We start from the raw sequence: 18006 nt of genomic DNA on the forward strand, positions 1-18006 counted from the left end.
GGGGCGCGGGGGGCGGCCGGGGCCCCGCCCCCCCGGGCGCCCGCGCCGGGGGGGGGGGCCCCCGCCCCCCCCCCCCCCCCCGCCGGCCCCGGGGGGGCGCCCCCCCCGGGGCCGGGTCGGGTACGGCGGGCGCCGGGCTACAGCGCGACGCCCAGCAGCGCGTCGACGGTGCGGGACACCACACCGGGGGCGGAGCCCTCGGAGCCGCCGGTGGACTCCTGGAGGGCCACCCAGCGGTCGACGGCCGCGAGGGCCGCCGGGGCGTTCAGGTCGTCGGAGAGGGCCTCGCGGACCTCCTCGACCAGCGCGTCGGCCGAGGGGCCGTCCGGCCAGGACACGGCCGCGCGCCAGCGCGCCAGGCGCGCCTCGGCGTCGGCGAGCACCTGGTCCGTCCACTCCCAGTCCTCGCGGTAGTGGTGGGCCAGCAGGGCCAGCCGGATGGCGCCCGGGTCGACCCCGTCGCGCCGCAGCTTCGAGACGAAGACCAGGTTGCCCTTGGACTTCGACATCTTCTCGCCGTGCAGCGCGACCATGCCCGCGTGCACGTAGGCCTTGGCCATCGGGAACTCGCCGGTGAGCACCTGGGCGTGCGAGGCGCCCATCTCGTGGTGCGGGAAGGCCAGGTCGGAGCCGCCGCCCTGGATGTCGAAGCCCATGCCCAGGTGGTCCAGGGCGATGGCGACGCACTCGATGTGCCAGCCGGGGCGGCCGCGCCCCAGCGTGCCGCCGTCCCAGCTGGGCTCGCCCTCGCGGGCGGCCATCCACAGCATCGGGTCGAGCGGGTTCTTCTTGCCCGGGCGGTCCGGGTCGCCGCCGCGCTCGGCGGAGAGCAGCCGCATCGCCTCGGCGTCCAGGTGGGAGACCGTGCCGAACTGGGGGTCGGACTCGACGGAGAAGTAGACGTCGCCGTCGAGCTCGTACGCGGCGCCCGCGTCCCGGAGCCGCTCGACGAGCGGGACGATGCCGGGTATGGCCTCGACGGCGCCGATGTAGTGCTGCGGCGGGAGCATCCGCAGGGCGGTCATGTCCTCGCGGAACAGGGCGGTCTCGCGCTCGGCGAGTTCGGTCCAGTCGTGGCCGTCGCGCTCGGCCCGCTCCAGCAGCGGGTCGTCGACGTCCGTCACGTTCTGGACGTAGTGGACCTGCCGCTTGGTGTCGAGCCACACGCGCTGCACGAGGTCGAACGCGTTGTAGGTCGCCGCGTGACCGATGTGGGTCGCGTCGTACGGGGTGATGCCGCAGACGTAGATGCGGGCGACGGGACCGGGGTCGAGGGTGATCTTCCCCTGGGTCGCGGTGTCGTGGATCTGGAGGTCGCGGCCCTTGCCGGGCAGGGCGGGAACCTCAGAAGCGGGCCAGGCATGCATGCCTTGAGCCTAACCGGACACCTGTTCCGGAAACGAACGGGATCCGGGCGGTTGGCCGGATAGGCGCTCTTGCGCCCGCCCCGCTCCTGTGCATGGCCCGTTTGCGGAGGTCAGACCGGTGGCCAGGGGATCGCCGGCCACTGTCCGCTGGGCTTGGGGTGCCGTCCGGTGGCGGTCAGCCGCCCCACTCGGCCCCGTACGGCGGCCAGCTCGTCGGGCGTGATCAGTTCGGCCAGCCGGGTGGCGAGGGGGGCTCCCGCGGCGAGCGCGGCGGCGAGCCGGTCCAGGACGGCCAGGGCCTCGTCGGTGAGGGGTTCGTCCGCCCAGCCCCACAGCAGGGTGCGCAGCTTGTCCTCGGTGTTGAAGGTGACGCCGTGGTCGATGCCGTAGAGCCGCCCGCCGGGGCCGGGCAGCAGGTGCCCGCCCTTGCGGTCGCCGTTGTTGATCACGGCGTCGAGTACCGCGAGGCGGCGCAGCCGCTCGTCGTCGGCGTGGACGAGGAGGGCGGTGCGGCCCTCCCCGACGTCGGCGAAGCCCACGGCCTTCCAGCCCTCGCCGGGCTCCTCGCCCTCGACGAGGGCCAGCAGGGCCTCCTCGGGCGCGTCGGGGCCGGCGTCGATCCACTGCTGGACCATGCCCTCGCCGTAGGGGCCGTCGCGCAGCACGGTGGGCGGGACCAGGCCCCAGCCGGTGGCCTCGGAGACCAGGTAGGCCGCGACCTCCCGGCGGGCCAGGTTCCCGTCGGGGAAGTCCCACAGCGGGCGCTCCCCCGCGACGGGCTTGTACACGCACGGTGACGTTGCACCGTCACGCGTGACATCGCACAGCAGCACCGCGTTCGACGCCTCGCGGATCCGTCCGCGCACGGTCAGCTCACCGAGGGCGAGCAGCTCCTCGGTCGCGGTCCGTCCCGCTTCCCCGGCGGCGGGCACGCTCGGCTCCACCGTCACGCTCCGCGGCGGTATCCGTTCTGGCGCGGGCATACGTGTCCCTCCGGGTCCAGCGGCAGGCTGCACAGGGGGCACGGCGGCCGCCCGGCGTTGACCACGTCCAGGGCCCGCTTGGCGAAGGCGCGGGCCTGCGCCCCGGTGAGCCGCACCCGCAGCATGGGCGGGCCGTTCTCCTCGTCCTGGAGCAGCCGCTCCTCGGCCTCGGCGAGGTCCTCCTCGGAGTCCGCGTCGAGCTCGACCAGGGCCTGCGCCTCGACGATCATCCGCTGCTCCTCGCCGTCCCAGGCCAGGGCCATGGTGCCGACGCGGAACTCCTCGTCCACCGGGACGTCCAGCGGCGCGGTGTCGGCCGCCTCCGCGGGGGCCACGGCCGGGACGGGCGCGTTGCCGCCGGTCCGCCGGACGACCTCGTCCAGCAGCTCGTCCATCCGCTCGGCCAGCGCGGCGACCTGGGTCTTCTCCAGGGAGACGCTGGTGACGCGGGGGCCGGCGGAGGCCTGGAGGAAGAACGTACGGCGTCCAGGCAGACCGACCGTGCCGGCCACGAAGCGGTCCGGCGGGTCGTAGAGGAACACCTGACGGGGCACGTCCAGTCTCCAGATTCATCGGCGCCGACAGCGCAGGGCGGGCAGATTACGTTTCAGGTTCATCCACCCTACTGCGCCGGTGGATCAACCCGCGCCCGCACCGCCCCCCACCACCGCGTTCCCGCCATCGCCGGGCTCCGCCGCGTCCTCGGGGGCCGGCTCGCGGGGCACCAGCGAGGCGAAGTCGCCGGTGTCGCCCAGCCGGAGCAGGAAGGGCCGGGTCCGGGTGTAGCGGATCACGGTGACGGAACAGGGCTCGACGGAGACCCGCTGGAACAGGTCGAGGTGCAGGCCGAGGGCGTCCGCCACAAGGGACTTGATGACGTCCCCGTGGGAGCACATCAGGAACAGCGCGTCCGGGCCGTGCTCGGCCTCGACGCGGGCGTTCCACTCGCGCACCGCCTCCGCCGACCGGAAGTGCATGTTCCGCATGGATTCGCCGCCCGGGAAGGCGGCGGCGGACGGGTGCTGCTGGACCACCTTCATCAGCGGCTCGTCGGCCAGTTCGGCGAGCTTGCGGCCCGACCAGTCGCCGTAGTCGCACTCCCCGATCCGCTCCTCGGTGTGCAGCGGCAGCTCCGGCCGCGCGGCCAGCAGCGGGGCCAGGGTCTCCCGGCAGCGCTGGAGCGGGCTGGTCACCGCCGCGGCCAGCGGCAGGCCCGCCAGCCGGCCCGGCAGGGCCGCCGCCTGCGCGGCGCCGTGCTCGTCGAGGGCGATGCCGGGGGTCAACCCCGCCAGCACGCCGGAGGTGTTCGCGGTCGAGCGTCCGTGCCGCACCAGGATCAAGGTCGCCATGGCCCCCAGCGTAGGCGCTGGCGTGCGCCCCGGGCGGGGCCGGGGAAGAATGCCCGAATGATTGTGGACAGCGCGATTTACCGGGACGGGAAGCGGGTGGCGGGGCCGGCGGACCTCTCCGACGCCCTCGACGAGGCACGGGCCGCCGGCGACGCCTTCCTCTGGGTGGGCATGCACGAGCCCACGGAGAAGGAGTTCGAACACGTCAGCAGCGAGTTCGGCCTGCACCCCCTCGCCGTCGAGGACGCGCTGACCGCGCATCAGCGGCCCAAGCTGGAGGTGTACGACGACTCGCTGTTCGTCGTCCTCAAGCCGGTGCTGTACGACGTGCGGCGGGACACCGTCACCACCGGCGAGCTGATGGTCTTCGTCGGCGACTCCTTCGTGGTCACCGTGCGGCACGGCCAGGGCGGCGCGCTGGCGCCCGTGCGCAGCCGCCTGGAGCGGGAGACGGACGTGCTGCGGCACGGGCCGACCGCCGTGCTGTACGCCGTCAGCGACATGGTGGTCGACCACTACATCGAGGTGGCGGCCGAGCTCCAGGCCGACCTGGAGGAGCTGGAGACCGAGGTGTTCCAGCCGGACGGCGGGGACCCCAGGAACACCGCCGCGCGGATCTACGGCTTCAAGCGCCAGGTCCTGGAGTTCCGCCGGGCCACCGCCCCGCTGGCGCAGCCGATGGCCCGGCTGACCGGCCCGGGGGTGCCCTTCGTGCACGAGCACTCCCGGCCGTTCTTCCGGGACGTGGCCGACCACCTCACCAAGGCCAACGAGTACGTCGAGGGCCTGGACCGGCTGCTCAGCGACGCCCTCGCGGCCCACCTCGCCCAGATGGGCGTGCGCCAGAACGACGACATGCGCAAGATCTCGGCGTGGGCGGCGATGGCCGCGGTGCCCACGATGGTGGCCGGCATCTACGGCATGAACTTCAGCCACATGCCGGAGCTGGGCTGGCGGCTCGGCTACCCCGGGGTGCTGCTGCTGATGGGCCTGACGGTGTGGGGGCTCCACCGGCTCTTCAAGCGGCGCGGCTGGCTGTAGCCCGGGCCCCGTACGGGTACGGACGGCCCGGCCCGGACCTGCCCGGCCCCCGGCCGGACCGGCTCCGGCTCGGACCGGCTCCGGCCCGGCTCGGACCGGCCCCGGGTCAGACCGGCTCCGGCACCGGGGTGAACGGCCCGCCGAGGGCGTCGCGCCGCTCCGGCATGGCCAGGCCCACCGCCCGGTGCCAGCCGGCGAAGCGCTCGTACCCGTGCATGCCCCGGATGCCGGCGGCCAGCGCGGCGGACTTCGCCCTCGGCCACTTCAGGATCCGGCCCATGTGCTCCATCACGGCGAGGCTGACGTCCCGGTAGACGACGATCTCCGCGAGCGCGCTCTCCCGCAGCACCCGCTGGATCGTGCGGCCGTGGCCCTCGTGGTTGAGCCGCAGCAGCTCCTCGTGGCAGTAGGCGAGGTGGTTGTCCTCGTCGTTGCTGATCATCCGGATGGCCCGGCCGACCTCGGGGTGGTCCCCGAAGTGCTTCCTGAGCATCACCATCTGGTCCGCGGCCCGCTGCTCGGTGACCCGGCTGTGCGAGAGGTACACGACGATGTCCTCCTCGGTCAGCCGCTCCTCGGCGCGCAGTTTCGAGTGGGCCAGGCCGATGCCGTTCTTCTCCAGCAGCATCGTGTAGTCCGTCTCGGGCGGCACCGGGACCGGCTCCAGGCCGCGCTTCTTCAGCAGCTGCCGGAAGATCCTGCCGTGCTTGTCCTCGTCGGCGCCGTGCCGGGTGATCTTCGGGGCCATGTCCGCCATGCCGACCGGCACGAGCGCGGCGATCCGGGCGTTCTCCCAGCCGCCCTGCGTCTCCCCGCTGGCCGCGATGGAGCAGAAGAGCGCGTAGGACTCGTCGTTGTCGATGATCTCCTGGAACAGGCTTCGGGCCGAGAGCATGACTGCCACCTCTTTCGCGGTCACCCCCGGCCTACGAGTCAACTGCCGGCGGGGTGCCCGGGCAACCGGGTGCCGGACGGACTCGGCCGAACGGATGACGCCCGCGGCGGGGCCCGGCGGAGGTCCGGCTGAGGTCCGGGGCCGGGTGGCCCGTAACCACCCGGGCCCCTGGCGCGTTGTTCGCGGTGACGGCCGTGGCGGGGAAGACCCCCGAGCCCCCACCACGGCCGCGGCCCTCTTCCCGGCCCGGGGCCTAGGCCAGGCCCGCCAGCTCCAGCGCCTCGACGCCGGCCCGCAGCGAGGCGAGCCGCTCGTCCCGCGTGAAGCCCGCCGGGGCCAGCGTCAGCGTCGTGACCCCCGCCTCCGCGTACGCCTTCATCCCGTCCGCGATCCGCTCCACCGGCCCGAGCAGGGTCGTGGAGTCGATCAGCTGGTGCGGTACGGCCGCGGCCGCGCCCGCCTTGTCGCCGCCCAGGTACTTGTCCTGGATCTCGGCGGCCTCCTTCTCGTACCCCATGCGCTGCGCGAGCTGGTTGTAGAAGTTCTGCTTCCGGCTGCCCATGCCGCCCACGTACAGCGCGGTGTACGGGCGGAACATGTCGGCCAGACCGGTCACGTCCGGGCCCACCGCCAGCGGGACCGTCGGGCACACGTCGAAGCCCTCCATGGTCAGCCCGGCCTTCTCGCGGCCCGCCCGGATGTGGGTCAGCGCGGTGGCCTCCAGGTGCTCGGCCGCCGGGAAGATCAGCAGGGCGCCGTCGGCGATCTCGCCGGTCTGCTCCAGGTTCTTCGGGCCGATCGCCGCGATGTAGAGCGGGATGTGCTCGCGCTCCGGGTGGACGGTCAGCTTGATCGGCTTGCCGGGGCCGCCGGGCAGCGGCAGCGTCCAGTGCTCCCCGTCGTACGACAGCCGCTCGCGGGTCATCGCCTTGCGCACGATCTCGACGTACTCGCGGGTGCGGGCCAGCGGCTTGTCGAACTTGACGCCGTACCAGCCCTCGGAGACCTGCGGGCCCGAGACGCCGAGGCCCAGCCGGAACCGGCCGCCCGAGAGCGAGTCGAGGGTGGCCGCCGTCATCGCCGTCATAGCGGGCTGGCGGGCCGGGATCTGCATGATGGCCGAGCCCACGTCGATGCGCTCGGTCTGCGCGGCGACCCAGGAGAGCACGGTCGGCGCGTCGGAACCGTAGGCCTCCGCCGCCCAGCAGACGTCGTAGCCGAGGCGGTCCGCCTCCCGCGCGACGGCGAGATTGTCGGCGTCCATGCCCGCGCCCCAGTAGCCGAGGTTGATGCCGAGCCTCATGACCTGTCCCCTTACCGATCAGTAACGTCCTGGTGCCGGGACTGTAGCGCGCACGGGTCCGATCCGTCAGTGCCCCCAGTAGTCTCAGCGCTCATGGAGCAGAGGCAACTCGGCCGCACCGGCCTGCGGGTGTCCCGGATCGGGCTCGGCACGCTCACCTGGGGACGGGACACCGACGAGCACGACGCCGCCGACCAGTTGAAGACCTTCTGGGAGGCGGGCGGCACGCTGGTCGACACCGCCGACGTGTACGGCGGCGGGGACGCCGAGTACCTGCTCGGGCAGCTCATCGGCGGGCTCGTGCCCCGGCGCGACCTGGTGATCGCCACCAAGGCGGGCAGCGTGCCCGACCCCGACCGGCGGTCCGACGGCTCCCGCGGGCACCTGCTGGCCGCGCTGGACGACTCGCTGGCCCGGCTCGGCACCGACCACGTGGACCTCTGGCAGCTGCACGCCTTCGACCCGCACACCCCGCTGGAGGAGACCCTCGGGGCACTGGACCTGGCGGTGACCAGCGGCCGGGCCCGGTACGTCGGCGTGTCGAACCTGTCCGGCTGGCAGCTGGCCAAGGCCGGGACCTGGCAGCTCGCCGCGCCGGGCGCGCGCACCCCGCTGGCGAGCACGCAGATGGAGTACTCGCTGCTCCAGCGGGGCGTCGAACGCGAGGTGCTGCCCGCCGCCCTGGACCTGGGCCTCGGGCTGCTGCCGTCCTCCCCGCTCGGGCGCGGGGTGCTGACGGGCAAGTACCGGGGCGGCGCCGCGCCGGTGGGCTCACGGGGCGACTCCGAGCACCTGGCGCCCTTCGTCGCGCCGTACCTGGACGACACCGCGAGCCGCATCGTGGACGCGGTGGTGACGGCGGCGAACGGGCTCGCGGTCACCCCGCTCCAGGTGGCGCTGGCCTGGGTGCGCGACCGGCCGGGCGTGGCCGCGCCGGTGGTCGGCGCGCGGACGGCGCAGCAGCTGACGGAGGCACTGTCAGTGGAGGCCCTTAGTCTTCCCGAGGAGATCCGCCTGGCGCTGGACGACGTGTCCGCGCCGGTGCACCGCTATCCCGACCAGGACTGGAGCGAGCTGTGAGCACGGAGCCGGGGGCGCCCGAGGCGCCGCAGACCGGGGAGCCCGGAGACACCGGGGCACCGACGGCGCCGGAGGCCGCCGGCCCCTCGGACGCCGCGCACCCGGAGGACACCCCGGACGCCGAGGCGCAGGACGGCAGCGGGGCGCCGGACGGCGCGGACGGGGCCGCCGGTACGGACGCGGAGGGCGGTAAGGACGCGGAGGGCGGTAAGGACGCGGAGGGCGGTACGGACGCGGAGGCCGGTACGGACGCGGCGGGCGGCGGGGCACCGCAGCTGAGCGAGGCCGAGGCCGAGCTGGCCGCGCAGAAGGTCGAGCGGGAGCGCATCGCCCGGCGCAGGGCCGAGCGCACCGCGCCCATCGAGGCCGGCGCCAAGCTGAGCGGCACCGCGGCCGACCTGCTGGCCGCGGTACGTGCCGTGGAGAGCGGCGGCAAGCCCGCCCGGCCCGTGTTCGACGACGCCGCGCCCGCGCCCCGCCGGGCGGCCCCCGCTCCCCCGCCGGCGCCACGCGCCCCCGCCCCGGCCCCGGCACCCGCCGCCACCCCCGAAGTCCTCGCCGCGGTCCGCGAGGTGCTGGCCGGCGGAGGTGCCCCGGAGGCCCTGGCCGGGCCCGCCGTCGAGGCGCTCGGGACCGGTGCGGCGGAGCTGCTGCGCGAGGACCCCTGGCGGCTGCTGGCGGTCACGTCCGTGCGGCCCGCCCAGGCCGACGGCTTCGCCCGCGCGCTGCTGGGCCCGGACTGCGGTCCCGGGGACGAGCGGCGCGTACTCGCCCTGACCGGCTGGCTGCTGGAGCAGGCGGCGCTCAAGGGACACACGGCCCTGGAGCAGCCCGTCCTGGCGTCCGCGCTCGGGCAGTACGCGGTGCCCGACCCGGAGCGGGCGGTGGAACTGGCCGTCTCCGAGGGCACCGTGATCGTCTTCCACGAGCCCCTCGGCGAACCGGCGGCCGCGCGGGGCACCGAGGACCCCGAGGAGGCGGACGAGGAGGTTCCGGTCCGGGTCCTGCTCGGTCTGGAGAGCCACACGCTGGCCGAGGAGAGCCTCGCGGACGGCCTGTTCCGGCTGATCGGCACGTTCGGCAAGGGCGGGGACGCCGACTGGGAGGGGGCCGCGGCACAGGCGCCGTCGCCGTCCGCGGCCGAGCTGGTCCGCGCGGCCGCCGGGCACGGCCTGGTCGTCCACACCGGCGGCGAGGCCGCCCGGGCGGAACCGGCCGCGCTGGTGGCCGCCGCCCGGTCCCTGGGCCTGCGGGCCTGCGCGGCCACCCACACCGCCGACGCGCGGGACCGCCTGGGGGCCGGCGCGGTCACCGTCGCCGGTCTGCTGTCCGGCACGGAGGGTCCCGGCCGGGACGCGGAGGGCGCGCTCGCGCTGGACCTGCTGGTCGTGCTGGACGCCCCCCAGCTGGACGTGGACCGGGCGGCGGCGCTGGTGGAGTCGGTGCCGGACGGCGCGCGGCTGGTGCTGAGCGGCGATCCCGCGGTGCTCGGATCGGCGGGTGCCGGCCGGGTGTTCGGCGATCTGATCGCGGCCCGGGTCTGCCCGCAGGTCGCCTCGCGCACCCCCGACCCGGGCCCGGTCGGCGAGCTGGTGTCCGGCATCGGCGTGGGCGAGCTGAACCAGGTCGACGCCCCCGGCAAGGAGGTCGTGATCGTCCCGGTGCGGGACGCGGGCGAGGCCGTGCACCGCACGGTGCAGCTGGTCGCGGACTCGGTGCCGCGCGCCTTCGGGGTGGCCGCCGACCAGGTCCGGGTGATCACCCCCGGGCACGGCGGCGCGGCGGGCACCCGGGCGCTGAACGCGGCGCTGAAGGAGCGGCTGAACCCCGGTCCCGGACGGTTCGGCGGCTTCGACCCCGGCGACCCGGTGGTGCACGTGCCGGCCCCGGGCCGGGCCGTGCCGGGCCGGGTGGTCTCGGCGGATGCCGCGGGGCTGCACCTGGACTGCGCGGGCGAGCGGGTCGTCGTACCGCAGGACCGGGTGGAGCAGGCGGTGCGGCACGGCTGGGCGGTGACCGCGCACCAGGCGGTGGGCAGCCGCTGGCCGGCCGTGGTGGTCGTGCTGCCGGGCGACGCGCCGGAGGCGCTGTCGCGGGACTGGGTGTACACGGCGTTCGGCCGGGCCGAGCGTCACCTGTCGGTGGTGCACGGCGTGGACCAGGCACTGCCGCGGGCCGTGGCGGAGGTGCTGCCGAAGCCCCGTACGACGCGGCTGACGGCCCTGCTGCGGACGCTGGCGGCGCAGACCGCGCAGGAGTAGCCGGGCGGGGCCGGTACGGCCGGTACGAGCGGCGCCCGGCGGCCCCTGAGGGGGCTGCCGGGCGCCGTTCTCGTGGTGGCCGGGCCGGCCGGCCGTCGTGCGGGCCCGGGGTCCGGGCGATCGGTGGGCGGGCCCGGGGTCCGGGCGATCGGTGGGCGGGCCCGGGGTCCGGGCGGTCGGCGGGCGGGGCGGTCAGCGGTCGAGGGGTTCCAGTTCCTCGTCGTCGAGTTCGTCGTCGAAGACCGAGCTGACGTCGATGCGGTGCAGCACGCTGCCCGGATCGGCGTGGTCGAACGGGGTGTTGAGCCACTCGCCGGGCTCGGGGGCCTCCTCGGCCGCCGTTATCCAGAGCGTGGAGTCGCCCTCTTCGAGTCCGAACTCCTTGTAGCGGGAGGCGATCTCGTCGGGTTCGTACTCGCCGAAGAGCACCCCGAGGGCCTCGGCCGTGCCCCCTCCGTCGCCGGGCTCGTCCTCGTGGTGCAGGGCGGCGACGCGGTCGGCCTGGGCGATCAGCCGCTGGGGTTCGGCGACCAGGTAGTCGCGGCGGATCAGGACGCTGAAGGAGGTGGGTTCGGCGGGCCCGCTGTACGGGGCCTGGCCCTCGCCGGCGGGGATCTCGAAGGGGGTCACCTCGTCGTACCGCTCGTAGAGCAGTTCGTCGTACTCCTCGGCCGCTGCGGCCAGTTCGTTGAAGGCGGCGTAGACGGCCGGGTCGTCGTCCCCTGACCGGCCTTCGACCGCCGCCAGGTGACGGTCCAGCGCGGTCTTGACCGCCTCGGCGGCGGCGCGTACCTCGGCAGCGGTGGGCTGAGCGGCATCAGACATAGTGCAGACGCTATCCGTACGAGGCCCGTGCCCGCACAATAGATGCGATGCCGGAATACGAATTCGTCGACGTGTACGTGCCGCGCGGTGTGAGCCGTAAGGAGGCGACCCGTCTGCTGACCGACCATGCCGAGTACGGGAACTGGGAGCTGGACCGGTTGAGCCTGCACCGGGACGGCAGTCGCCGGGTGCGGCTGCGCCGCCGGATCATCCGCCAGCTCCGGGCCACCTGGTGAGACCGGGGTGGCCCGGATCCGGGTGACGGGCGCCGGCTAGCCGGCGGCGCCGTCGCCGCGGGTGCGGCGGTAGAGCACGGTTCCGGCGAGGAGCATGCCGCCGGCGAGCGGGAGGCCCGCGCCGAGTGCTCCCGCGCCCGTGTGCGCGAGCTCGGAGCCGCGCACGCCGTGGACACCGGTGCCGATGCGGCCGGTGCCCGGCTTCGCCGTGTCCGGGGTGCCGGGCTTCCCCGTGTGGTTCTTGCCGGGGCCGGGCTGGGCCGGCGTGCCGGGGTTGCCGGGGGTTCCGGGCGTGCCCGGGGTGCCGGGGTGACCGGGCGTACCCGGGGTGCCGGGGGTTCCGGGAGTCCCCGGCGTACCCGGGTTACCGGGGTGGCCCGGAGTGCCGGGGGTACCCGGGTGGCCCGGAGTGCCAGGGTTGCCGGGGTGTCCGGGATGGCCCGGAGTGCCCGGATGGCCCGGCTTTCCGGGGCCCGGAAGATTGGCGCAATCGTTTCCCAGCGCGGGGTTCAGCAGACCGACCACGTCGGCCGTGTTCCCGCAGGCGTTGACCGGGAGCCGGACCGGCGCCTGGATCAGGTTCCCCGAGCCCACCCCCGGCGAGCCGTGGGCGTCGCCGTGCGCGCCGGAGCCGGATCCGCCGCCGGCGTGGTCGCCGGAGCCGCCGTACCCGCCGTGGCCGCCGTGGCCGCCGCCCGTGTTGGCGCAGCGGTTGCCCGCGGCCGGGTTCAGCAGACCGATGACGGAGACGGTGTTGCCACAGGCGTTCACGGGTGCGTGCACCGGCGCCTGGATGGTGTTCCCGGACAGAACGCCCGGGGAATTCGAAGTGCCCCCCACGGCACCGGAATCCGCGTGTGCGTAGCCCCCACCCAGAGCGAGGGCACCGCCCGCGGCCGCCATGGTGAAGAGAGTCTTCCTGGTGACCTGTCGCATTGCTGCTCGTTCCCTGCTTGTACGTTCCGGATCGGCGTACGTGCTCCCCTGCCCGGACGCCGAAGTGCTGGATGGCCCGCGGCCCCGGAACGCGGGAGGTGCGTTCCGGGGCCCGGGCTCAGACCCTTGGAAGGGTGAGACTTCGACGTCAGGCGTTGACGCAGGTGTTGCCGAAGGCCGGGTTCAGCAGGCCGATCACGTTGACCGTGTTGCCGCACACGTTGACCGGCACGTGGACCGGGACCTGGACGACGTTGCCGGAGAGCACACCGGGCGAACCGACAGCGGCACCCTGGGCACCGGCGTCGGCGACGGCGAGGCCCGCACCCGCGAGAACCAGGCCACCGGTGGCAGCCGCAGCAGCGACAACCTTCTTGATCATCATTCCTCCTAGTAGGCAATGCGGTCCCAGCCGCGGACCGCACCACCAACAACGAGGAGGACCAACCAGGGCTACGAGCTTATGGTCGCATTCACTCTTCCGCGTGGTGTGCGAACACCTTGGCGACCGTTCAGCAGTTGTCGATGAATCGGTCGAGCACGCGCACGCCGAACTTCAGGCCGTCGACGGGTACGCGCTCGTCGACGCCGTGGAACATGCCGGCGAAGTCCAGCTCGGGCGGCAGCTGGAGCGGCGCGAAGCCGAAGCAGCGGATGCCGAGGTCGTCGAAGGACTTCGCGTCCGTGCCGCCGGAGAGCATGTACGGCACGGCGCGGGCGATCGGGTCCTCGGCCTTGAGGGCGGTCTGCATGGCGTCGACCAGACGGCCGTCGAAGTCGGTCTCCAGGGCCTTGTCGCCGTGCACGTCCTCCCGCCTGACCCGGGGGCCGAGGATCCGGTCGAGGTCGGCCAGGAACTCCTGCTCGTAGCCGGGCAGGAAGCGGCCGTCGACGTGCGCGGTGGCCTGGCCGGGGATGACGTTCACCTTGTAGCCGGCGCCGAGCATCGTGGGGGCCGCGGAGTTCCGCAGGGTCGCGCCGACCATCTTGGCGATGCCGCCGAGCTTGGCGAGGGTGCCGTCCATGTCCTCGGGGTCGAGGGGGGTGCCCAGGGCGTCGGAGAGCTCGTCCAGGAAGGACCGCACCGTCTTGGTGACCCGGACCGGCCACTGGTGCCGGCCCAGCCGGCCGACGGCCTCGCACAGCTCGGTGATGGCGTTGTCGTTGTTGGTCATCGAGCCGTGGCCCGCGGTGCCCTCGACGGTGAGGCGCATCCAGTGCATGCCCTTCTGCGCCGTCTCGACCAGGTAGAGGCGCAGGTTCTCGTTGACCGTGAAGGAGAAGCCGCCCACCTCGCCGATGGCCTCGGTGACGCCCTCGAAGAGGTCGGGGTGCTTGTCGACCAGGTGGCGGGCGCCGTACGTGCCGCCGGCCTCCTCGTCGGCCAGGAAGGCCAGCACGATGTCCCGCGGGGGCTTGCGGCCGCTGCGCAGGCGGTCGCGGACGACCGCGAGGGTCATCGCGTCCATGTCCTTCATGTCGACGGCCCCGCGGCCCCACACGCAGCCGTCGGCCACCTCGCCCGAGAACGGGTGGTGGGTCCAGTCGGCCGCGTTGGCCGGGACCACGTCGGTGTGCCCGTGGATGAGCAGGGCGGGCTTGGACGGGTCCTCGCCCGCGATCCGGGCGACGGTGGAGGCGCGCCCCTTGTGGGACTCGAAGATCTGCGGCTCCAGGCCGACCTCGGCGAGCTTCTCCGCCACGTACTCGGCGGCCTTGCGCTCACCCGGGCCCGAGTGGTCGCCGTAGTTGCTGGTGTCGATCCGGATCAGCTCCCGGCAGAGGTCGACGACCTCGTCCTCGCCGGAGACGGTCCTGCCGGTGCTCGACTCGCTCACGCTGCTTCCTCCCACACTCGGTGCCGGTGATCCCCCTCATCCTCTCGCCCCCGGCGCCGCGGCCCAAGGCCGGACCCGGCCGGACCCGCGGGGACCGGGGCGTGGGAGCGGGCCCGGAGGGGGCGCGCGGGGGGTGTGATCGGAGCACTCCGAATCCCTGGTAATGTTCTCTTCGTCGGAGCGGCCCGGAAGGGACGCGAGACAGACACCTTGTCCGGGTGGCGGAATGGCAGACGCGCTAGCTTGAGGTGCTAGTGCCCTTTATCGGGCGTGGGGGTTCAAGTCCCCCCTCGGACACAGATGAGGACCCCAGTCGACACGGCTGGGGTCCTCGCCGTTACCCGGCCGGGTGCGGCGGTCACGTGTGACATTGCGGTGTCACCGGTGACCGGGCGCCCGGGGGAACGCGAAGGGCCCCGCGGGCCGGGAGCGTCCCGGCCCGCGGGGCCCTTCGGCGTCGCGGGACGTGGTCAGCGGTTGCGCGTCGCGGTCGCGGTGTCCGTGCCGGCGGCGATGGCGGCCACCCGGCGGCGGACCAGGTACCAGCCGCCGACCAGCGCGGCGCCGATCAGGGGCAGGAACATCACCGTCTGGCGGCCCACTCCCCCGTCGCTCCACATCAGGACCAGCACGGTGACGAGGAAGACCAGCGTGACGATCTGCGTGTACGGGGCCCAGGGCAGCCGGTAGCCGGGGCGGGTGACCAGGCCGGCCTGCGAGCGGCGCCAGAAGAGCAGCGAGCAGATCATGACCATGGCCCAGGTGCCGAGGATGCCGATCGAGGCGAGGTTCAGGACGATCTCGAAGGCGTCGGAGGGCACGAAGTAGTTCAGGGCCACGCCGGCCACGCCGAAGGCGGCGGTGAAGAGCACGCCGCCGTAGGGGACCTTGCCCTTGTTCATGCGCGCGGTGAACCGCGGCGCGGAGCCGGACATCGCCATGGAGCGCAGGATGCGGCCGGTGGAGTAGAGGCCGGAGTTCAGGGAGGAGAGCGCGGCGGTCAGCACGACCAGGTTCATGATGCCCGCGGTGCCGGGGACGCCGAGCTTGTCGAAGACGGTGACGAACGGGCTCTGGTCGCCGGAGTAGGCGGTGTACGGCAGCAGCAGGGCGAGCAGGACGACCGAGCCGACGTAGAAGACGCCCACGCGCCACATGATCGAGTTGATCGCCTTGGGCATGATCTTCTCGGGGTTCTCGGTCTCGCCGGCCGCGACGCCGCACAGCTCGACGGAGGCGTACGCGAAGACGACGCCCTGGACCACGAGCAGCATCGGCAGCACACCGGAGGGGAAGAGGCCGCCGTTGTCGGTGATGCTGGACAGGCCCGGGGTGTGGCCGTCGATGGGGTGGCTGGTGGCGACGAGGTAGATGCCCACCAGCATGAAGGCGACCAGGGCGGCGACCTTGACGATCGAGAACCAGAACTCCATCTCGCCGAAGTAGCGGACGGAGATGAGGTTGGCGGCCAGCACCACGGAGAGGGCGATCAGCGCGAGGATCCACTGGGGGATGTCGCTGAACATGGCCCAGAAGTGGGCGTAGGTGGCGGCGGCCGTGATGTCGGCCACCGTGGTGGTCGACCAGTTGAGGAAGTACAGCCAGCCGGCGGTGTACGCGCCCTTCTCGCCCATGAACTCGCGGGCGTAGGAGACGAAGGCGCCCGAGGAGGGGCGGTAGAGGACCAGCTCGCCCAGGGCCCGTACGACGAAGAAGGCGAACACGCCGCAGACCGCGTACGCGATGGCCAGCGAGGGGCCGGCTCCGGCGAGGCGGCCGCCCGCGCCGAGGAAGAGGCCGGTGCCTATCGCTCCGCCGATCGCGATCATGTTGATGTGGCGGGACTTCAGGTCCTTGCTGTAGCCCTCGTCACCGGCGTCGACGTGCGGGGTCGCCGCGGTCGTCTGGGCCGCGGTCAGGGTGCGGTCACTCATGTATGACTTCGCCTTCGTGGATGGGACAGGCAGGTCCGGGCGGCACGGAGGCGGTCTGTTGTGGTCCGCCCGCGGTGCCGGAGGTCCGCCGGTCCGGCGGTCGCTCCGCACCTCCGGGGATCGCCCCGTCGGTGACCCGGCGCCCGGACTCGGGCCTGCGGGCGCGGTCCTGGGCATGGGTACAACGGCCACAAGGAGACCATGAGCGACTGGATCAGCCAAAACCGGGCGGACCGCTGCTGCGGTCCGCCCGGTTCGGTGGGGTGTGGCGCGGTATCGGTGACGCGCCGGATGACGTGTGACGTGGTACGCGACGGGGGTCAGTCGTGTGCGGCGGCCTGGTCGAGGCGGAAGGCCTCGTTGCCCAGGCCGATGCGGGCGTGCGCCTCGGGGTTGCGGGAGCGCAGGACCGTGCCGTGGAGCAGTCCGAGGACCGCGGCGGCGCCGATGAGGCCGGGCAGGATCCAGCTCAGGGAGGAGCCGGGGCCGGCGCCGACCAGGACGCCGAAGTCCTTGACGGTGTAGACGGCGATGCCGAGCAGGGCGAGTCCGGCCAGGCCGGCCGCGGCCAGGCGCCAGACCTGGGCGCCGGCCGCGCCGCGCCGTACGAAGAAGGCGATGACGGCGAACGAGGCGGTGGCCATCAGCACGGTGACGCCGAAGGCGCCGACGCTGCCCATCCAGGTGAACAGGTGCAGGACCGGGGTGGTGGGGTCGCCCGCCGGCTTGTCGTCGGTGAGGGCGAAGGCGGCCACGACGAGCACGGAGACCACGGTCTGGAGCAGCGAACCGGTGGCCGGAGCGCCGCTGGTGGGGCTGGTGCGGCCGAAGGCGGAGGGGAGCAGGCCCTCGCGGCCCATGGCGAACGCGTAGCGGGCGACGACGTTGTGGAAGCTGAGCATGGCGGCGAACATGCCCGTGACGAAGAGCACGTGCAGCACGTCCGTGAAGGCGGTGCCGAGGCGGGCGCCGGTCAGTTCGAAGAGCAGGCCGGGCCCGGCCTTCGCGGAGGTCTCCACCACGGCGCCGGGGCCGGTGGCGACGGTCAGGGCCCAGGCGCTGAGGGCGAAGAAGAGGGCGACGAAGCCGACCGCGAGGAACATCACGCGGGAGACGACGATGTGCGGGCGGCTGGTCTCCTCGGCGTACACCGGGGACTGCTCGAAGCCGACGAAGGCGGCGATGCAGAAGCACAGGGCGGTGCCGAGGCCGGCGCCGCCGAGGGCGGAGGGGTCGAAGGCGGCGAGCGAGCGGCCCTCCGGGCCCGGCTCGACAAGGGCGGCGACGTCGAAGATGACGACGAGGGCGCACTCGACGAGCAGCAGCACGCCGAGGACCCGGGCGTTGAGGTCGATCTTGAGCCAGCCCAGCGCGCCGGTGACGGCGACGCCCGCCAGGGCGGGGATCCACCAGGCGACCTCGGTGTCGAGGTAGGTGGCGAAGAGGCCGGAGACCTCGAAGCCGAGGATCCCGTAGACGCCGACCTGCATGGCGCTGTACGCGACCAGGGCGACCAGCGAGGCGCCGGCGCCCGCGGTGGGGCCGAGGCCGCGGGCGATGTACGCGTAGAAGGCGCCGGCGTTGTGGACGTGCCGGCTCATCTCGGCGTACCCGACGCCGAAGAGCGCCAGGACGAGGCCCAGGATCACGAACAGCAGGGGCTGTCCGACGATGCCCATCACGCCGAACGTGGTGGGCATCACACCGGCGACGACCATCAGGGGCGCGCTGGCGGCGAGTACGGAGAGCAGGAGGCCGGCGGTGCCGAGCCGGTCGGCGCGCAGCGCGCGGTCCTGTCCCTTGTACGTGCGTATCTCGGCCGTGCCGGGGAGCGTGCTGGAACTGCCCGTCGCCATGGCGGGTGGTCCTTTCCGAACGGGGGTGGGGTCGGGCTGGGGATGGTCCCGACGGTGGTGCGGCGTGGTGCGGCGTGGTGCGGCGTGCTGCGTTGCGGAGGG

Annotated in this window: 16 protein-coding genes and 1 tRNA gene; 5 read left to right on the top strand and 12 right to left on the bottom strand. The window is 73.8% G+C overall.

Annotated elements, in window-relative coordinates; translation table 11 throughout:
- Positions 1-137: 137 nt before the first annotated feature.
- From mshC to ACIQUR_RS20720, 4 genes are all read right to left on the bottom strand, one after another.
- Positions 138-1367: a cysteine--1-D-myo-inosityl 2-amino-2-deoxy-alpha-D-glucopyranoside ligase gene (mshC, locus tag ACIQUR_RS20705; protein WP_403666067.1), complete on the bottom strand. Its 1230-nt coding sequence runs from the start codon at positions 1365-1367 to the stop codon at positions 138-140.
- A gap of 110 nt (positions 1368-1477) precedes the next feature.
- Positions 1478-2350, bottom strand: a complete 873-nt coding sequence (locus ACIQUR_RS20710; protein WP_403666069.1) for an SCO1664 family protein — start codon at positions 2348-2350, stop codon at positions 1478-1480.
- Positions 2314-2904, bottom strand: a complete 591-nt coding sequence (locus ACIQUR_RS20715; RefSeq protein ID WP_399947824.1) for a DUF3090 domain-containing protein — start codon at positions 2902-2904, stop codon at positions 2314-2316. Before ACIQUR_RS20715 ends, ACIQUR_RS20710 begins: the two co-directional genes overlap by 37 nt.
- Positions 2905-2988: 84 nt before the next feature.
- Positions 2989-3699 carry a histidine phosphatase family protein gene (locus tag ACIQUR_RS20720; RefSeq protein ID WP_403666071.1) on the bottom strand — a complete coding sequence of 237 codons (711 nt, stop codon included), beginning with the start codon at positions 3697-3699 and terminating at the stop codon, positions 2989-2991.
- A 57-nt stretch (positions 3700-3756) separates the two neighbouring features.
- Between ACIQUR_RS20720 and ACIQUR_RS20725 the strand changes: the two genes are divergently transcribed.
- The gene (locus tag ACIQUR_RS20725) at positions 3757-4740 is read left to right on the top strand and encodes a magnesium and cobalt transport protein CorA (RefSeq protein WP_403666073.1); all 984 of its coding nucleotides are present in this window, start codon (positions 3757-3759) and stop codon (positions 4738-4740) included.
- Positions 4741-4846: 106 nt separating this feature from the next.
- Here the strand turns inward: ACIQUR_RS20725 and ACIQUR_RS20730 are convergent, their stop codons facing one another.
- Entirely contained in the window at positions 4847-5635 is a 789-nt protein-coding gene (locus tag ACIQUR_RS20730) for a ferritin-like domain-containing protein (protein WP_403666075.1), read from the bottom strand.
- Positions 5636-5888: 253 nt separating this feature from the next.
- Positions 5889-6938, bottom strand: coding sequence for an LLM class F420-dependent oxidoreductase (locus tag ACIQUR_RS20735; protein ID WP_403666077.1), 1050 nt, complete (start codon positions 6936-6938; stop codon positions 5889-5891).
- 93 nt (positions 6939-7031) lie between these two features.
- Here ACIQUR_RS20735 and ACIQUR_RS20740 point away from each other — a divergent pair, with 93 nt between their 5' ends.
- Positions 7032-8018, top strand: coding sequence for an aldo/keto reductase (locus ACIQUR_RS20740; RefSeq protein WP_403666079.1), 987 nt, complete (start codon positions 7032-7034; stop codon positions 8016-8018).
- Positions 8015-10279 carry an ATP-binding domain-containing protein gene (locus ACIQUR_RS20745; protein ID WP_403666081.1) on the top strand — a complete coding sequence of 755 codons (2265 nt, stop codon included), beginning with the start codon at positions 8015-8017 and terminating at the stop codon, positions 10277-10279. The genes ACIQUR_RS20740 and ACIQUR_RS20745 overlap by 4 nt, the downstream gene beginning before the upstream one ends.
- A 192-nt stretch (positions 10280-10471) precedes the next feature.
- Here ACIQUR_RS20745 and ACIQUR_RS20750 read toward each other — a convergent pair whose 3' ends face one another.
- A complete protein-coding gene (locus ACIQUR_RS20750; RefSeq protein ID WP_403666083.1) occupies positions 10472-11104 on the bottom strand; it encodes a hypothetical protein in 633 nt (210 codons plus the stop codon).
- A 47-nt stretch (positions 11105-11151) separates the two neighbouring features.
- Between ACIQUR_RS20750 and ACIQUR_RS20755 the strand changes: the two genes are divergently transcribed.
- On the top strand, positions 11152-11340 hold the full coding sequence (locus ACIQUR_RS20755) for a DUF5703 family protein (protein WP_403666085.1): 189 nt from the start codon (positions 11152-11154) through the stop codon (positions 11338-11340).
- Between the two features lie 36 nt (positions 11341-11376).
- Here ACIQUR_RS20755 and ACIQUR_RS20760 read toward each other — a convergent pair whose 3' ends face one another.
- The 3 genes from ACIQUR_RS20760 to ACIQUR_RS20770 all read right to left on the bottom strand — a co-directional run bounded on the left by ACIQUR_RS20760 (position 11377) and on the right by ACIQUR_RS20770 (position 14114).
- The gene (locus ACIQUR_RS20760; RefSeq protein ID WP_403666087.1) at positions 11377-12276 is read right to left on the bottom strand and encodes a chaplin; all 900 of its coding nucleotides are present in this window, start codon (positions 12274-12276) and stop codon (positions 11377-11379) included.
- Positions 12277-12424: 148 nt separating this feature from the next.
- Positions 12425-12658 (bottom strand): chaplin ChpH, encoded by a 234-nt coding sequence (gene chpH / locus ACIQUR_RS20765; protein WP_399957482.1) that lies wholly within the window; start codon positions 12656-12658, stop codon positions 12425-12427.
- A 130-nt stretch (positions 12659-12788) separates the two neighbouring features.
- Positions 12789-14114, bottom strand: a complete 1326-nt coding sequence (locus tag ACIQUR_RS20770; protein ID WP_403666089.1) for a M20/M25/M40 family metallo-hydrolase — start codon at positions 14112-14114, stop codon at positions 12789-12791.
- Positions 14115-14326: 212 nt separating this feature from the next.
- Between ACIQUR_RS20770 and ACIQUR_RS20775 the strand changes: the two genes are divergently transcribed.
- Positions 14327-14411, top strand: a tRNA-Leu gene (locus ACIQUR_RS20775).
- A gap of 173 nt (positions 14412-14584) precedes the next feature.
- Here the strand turns inward: ACIQUR_RS20775 and ACIQUR_RS20780 are convergent.
- Together ACIQUR_RS20780 and ACIQUR_RS20785 are read right to left on the bottom strand one after the other, a co-directional pair.
- Entirely contained in the window at positions 14585-16048 is a 1464-nt protein-coding gene (locus ACIQUR_RS20780) for an amino acid permease (RefSeq protein WP_403666091.1), read from the bottom strand.
- Positions 16049-16368: 320 nt separating this feature from the next.
- Positions 16369-17904, bottom strand: coding sequence for an APC family permease (locus tag ACIQUR_RS20785; RefSeq protein ID WP_403666093.1), 1536 nt, complete (start codon positions 17902-17904; stop codon positions 16369-16371).
- Positions 17905-18006: the final 102 nt, after the last annotated feature.

This window comes from Streptomyces sp. NPDC101132, assembly GCF_044759225.1.
Taxonomy (GTDB): Bacteria; Actinomycetota; Actinomycetes; order Streptomycetales; family Streptomycetaceae; genus Streptomyces.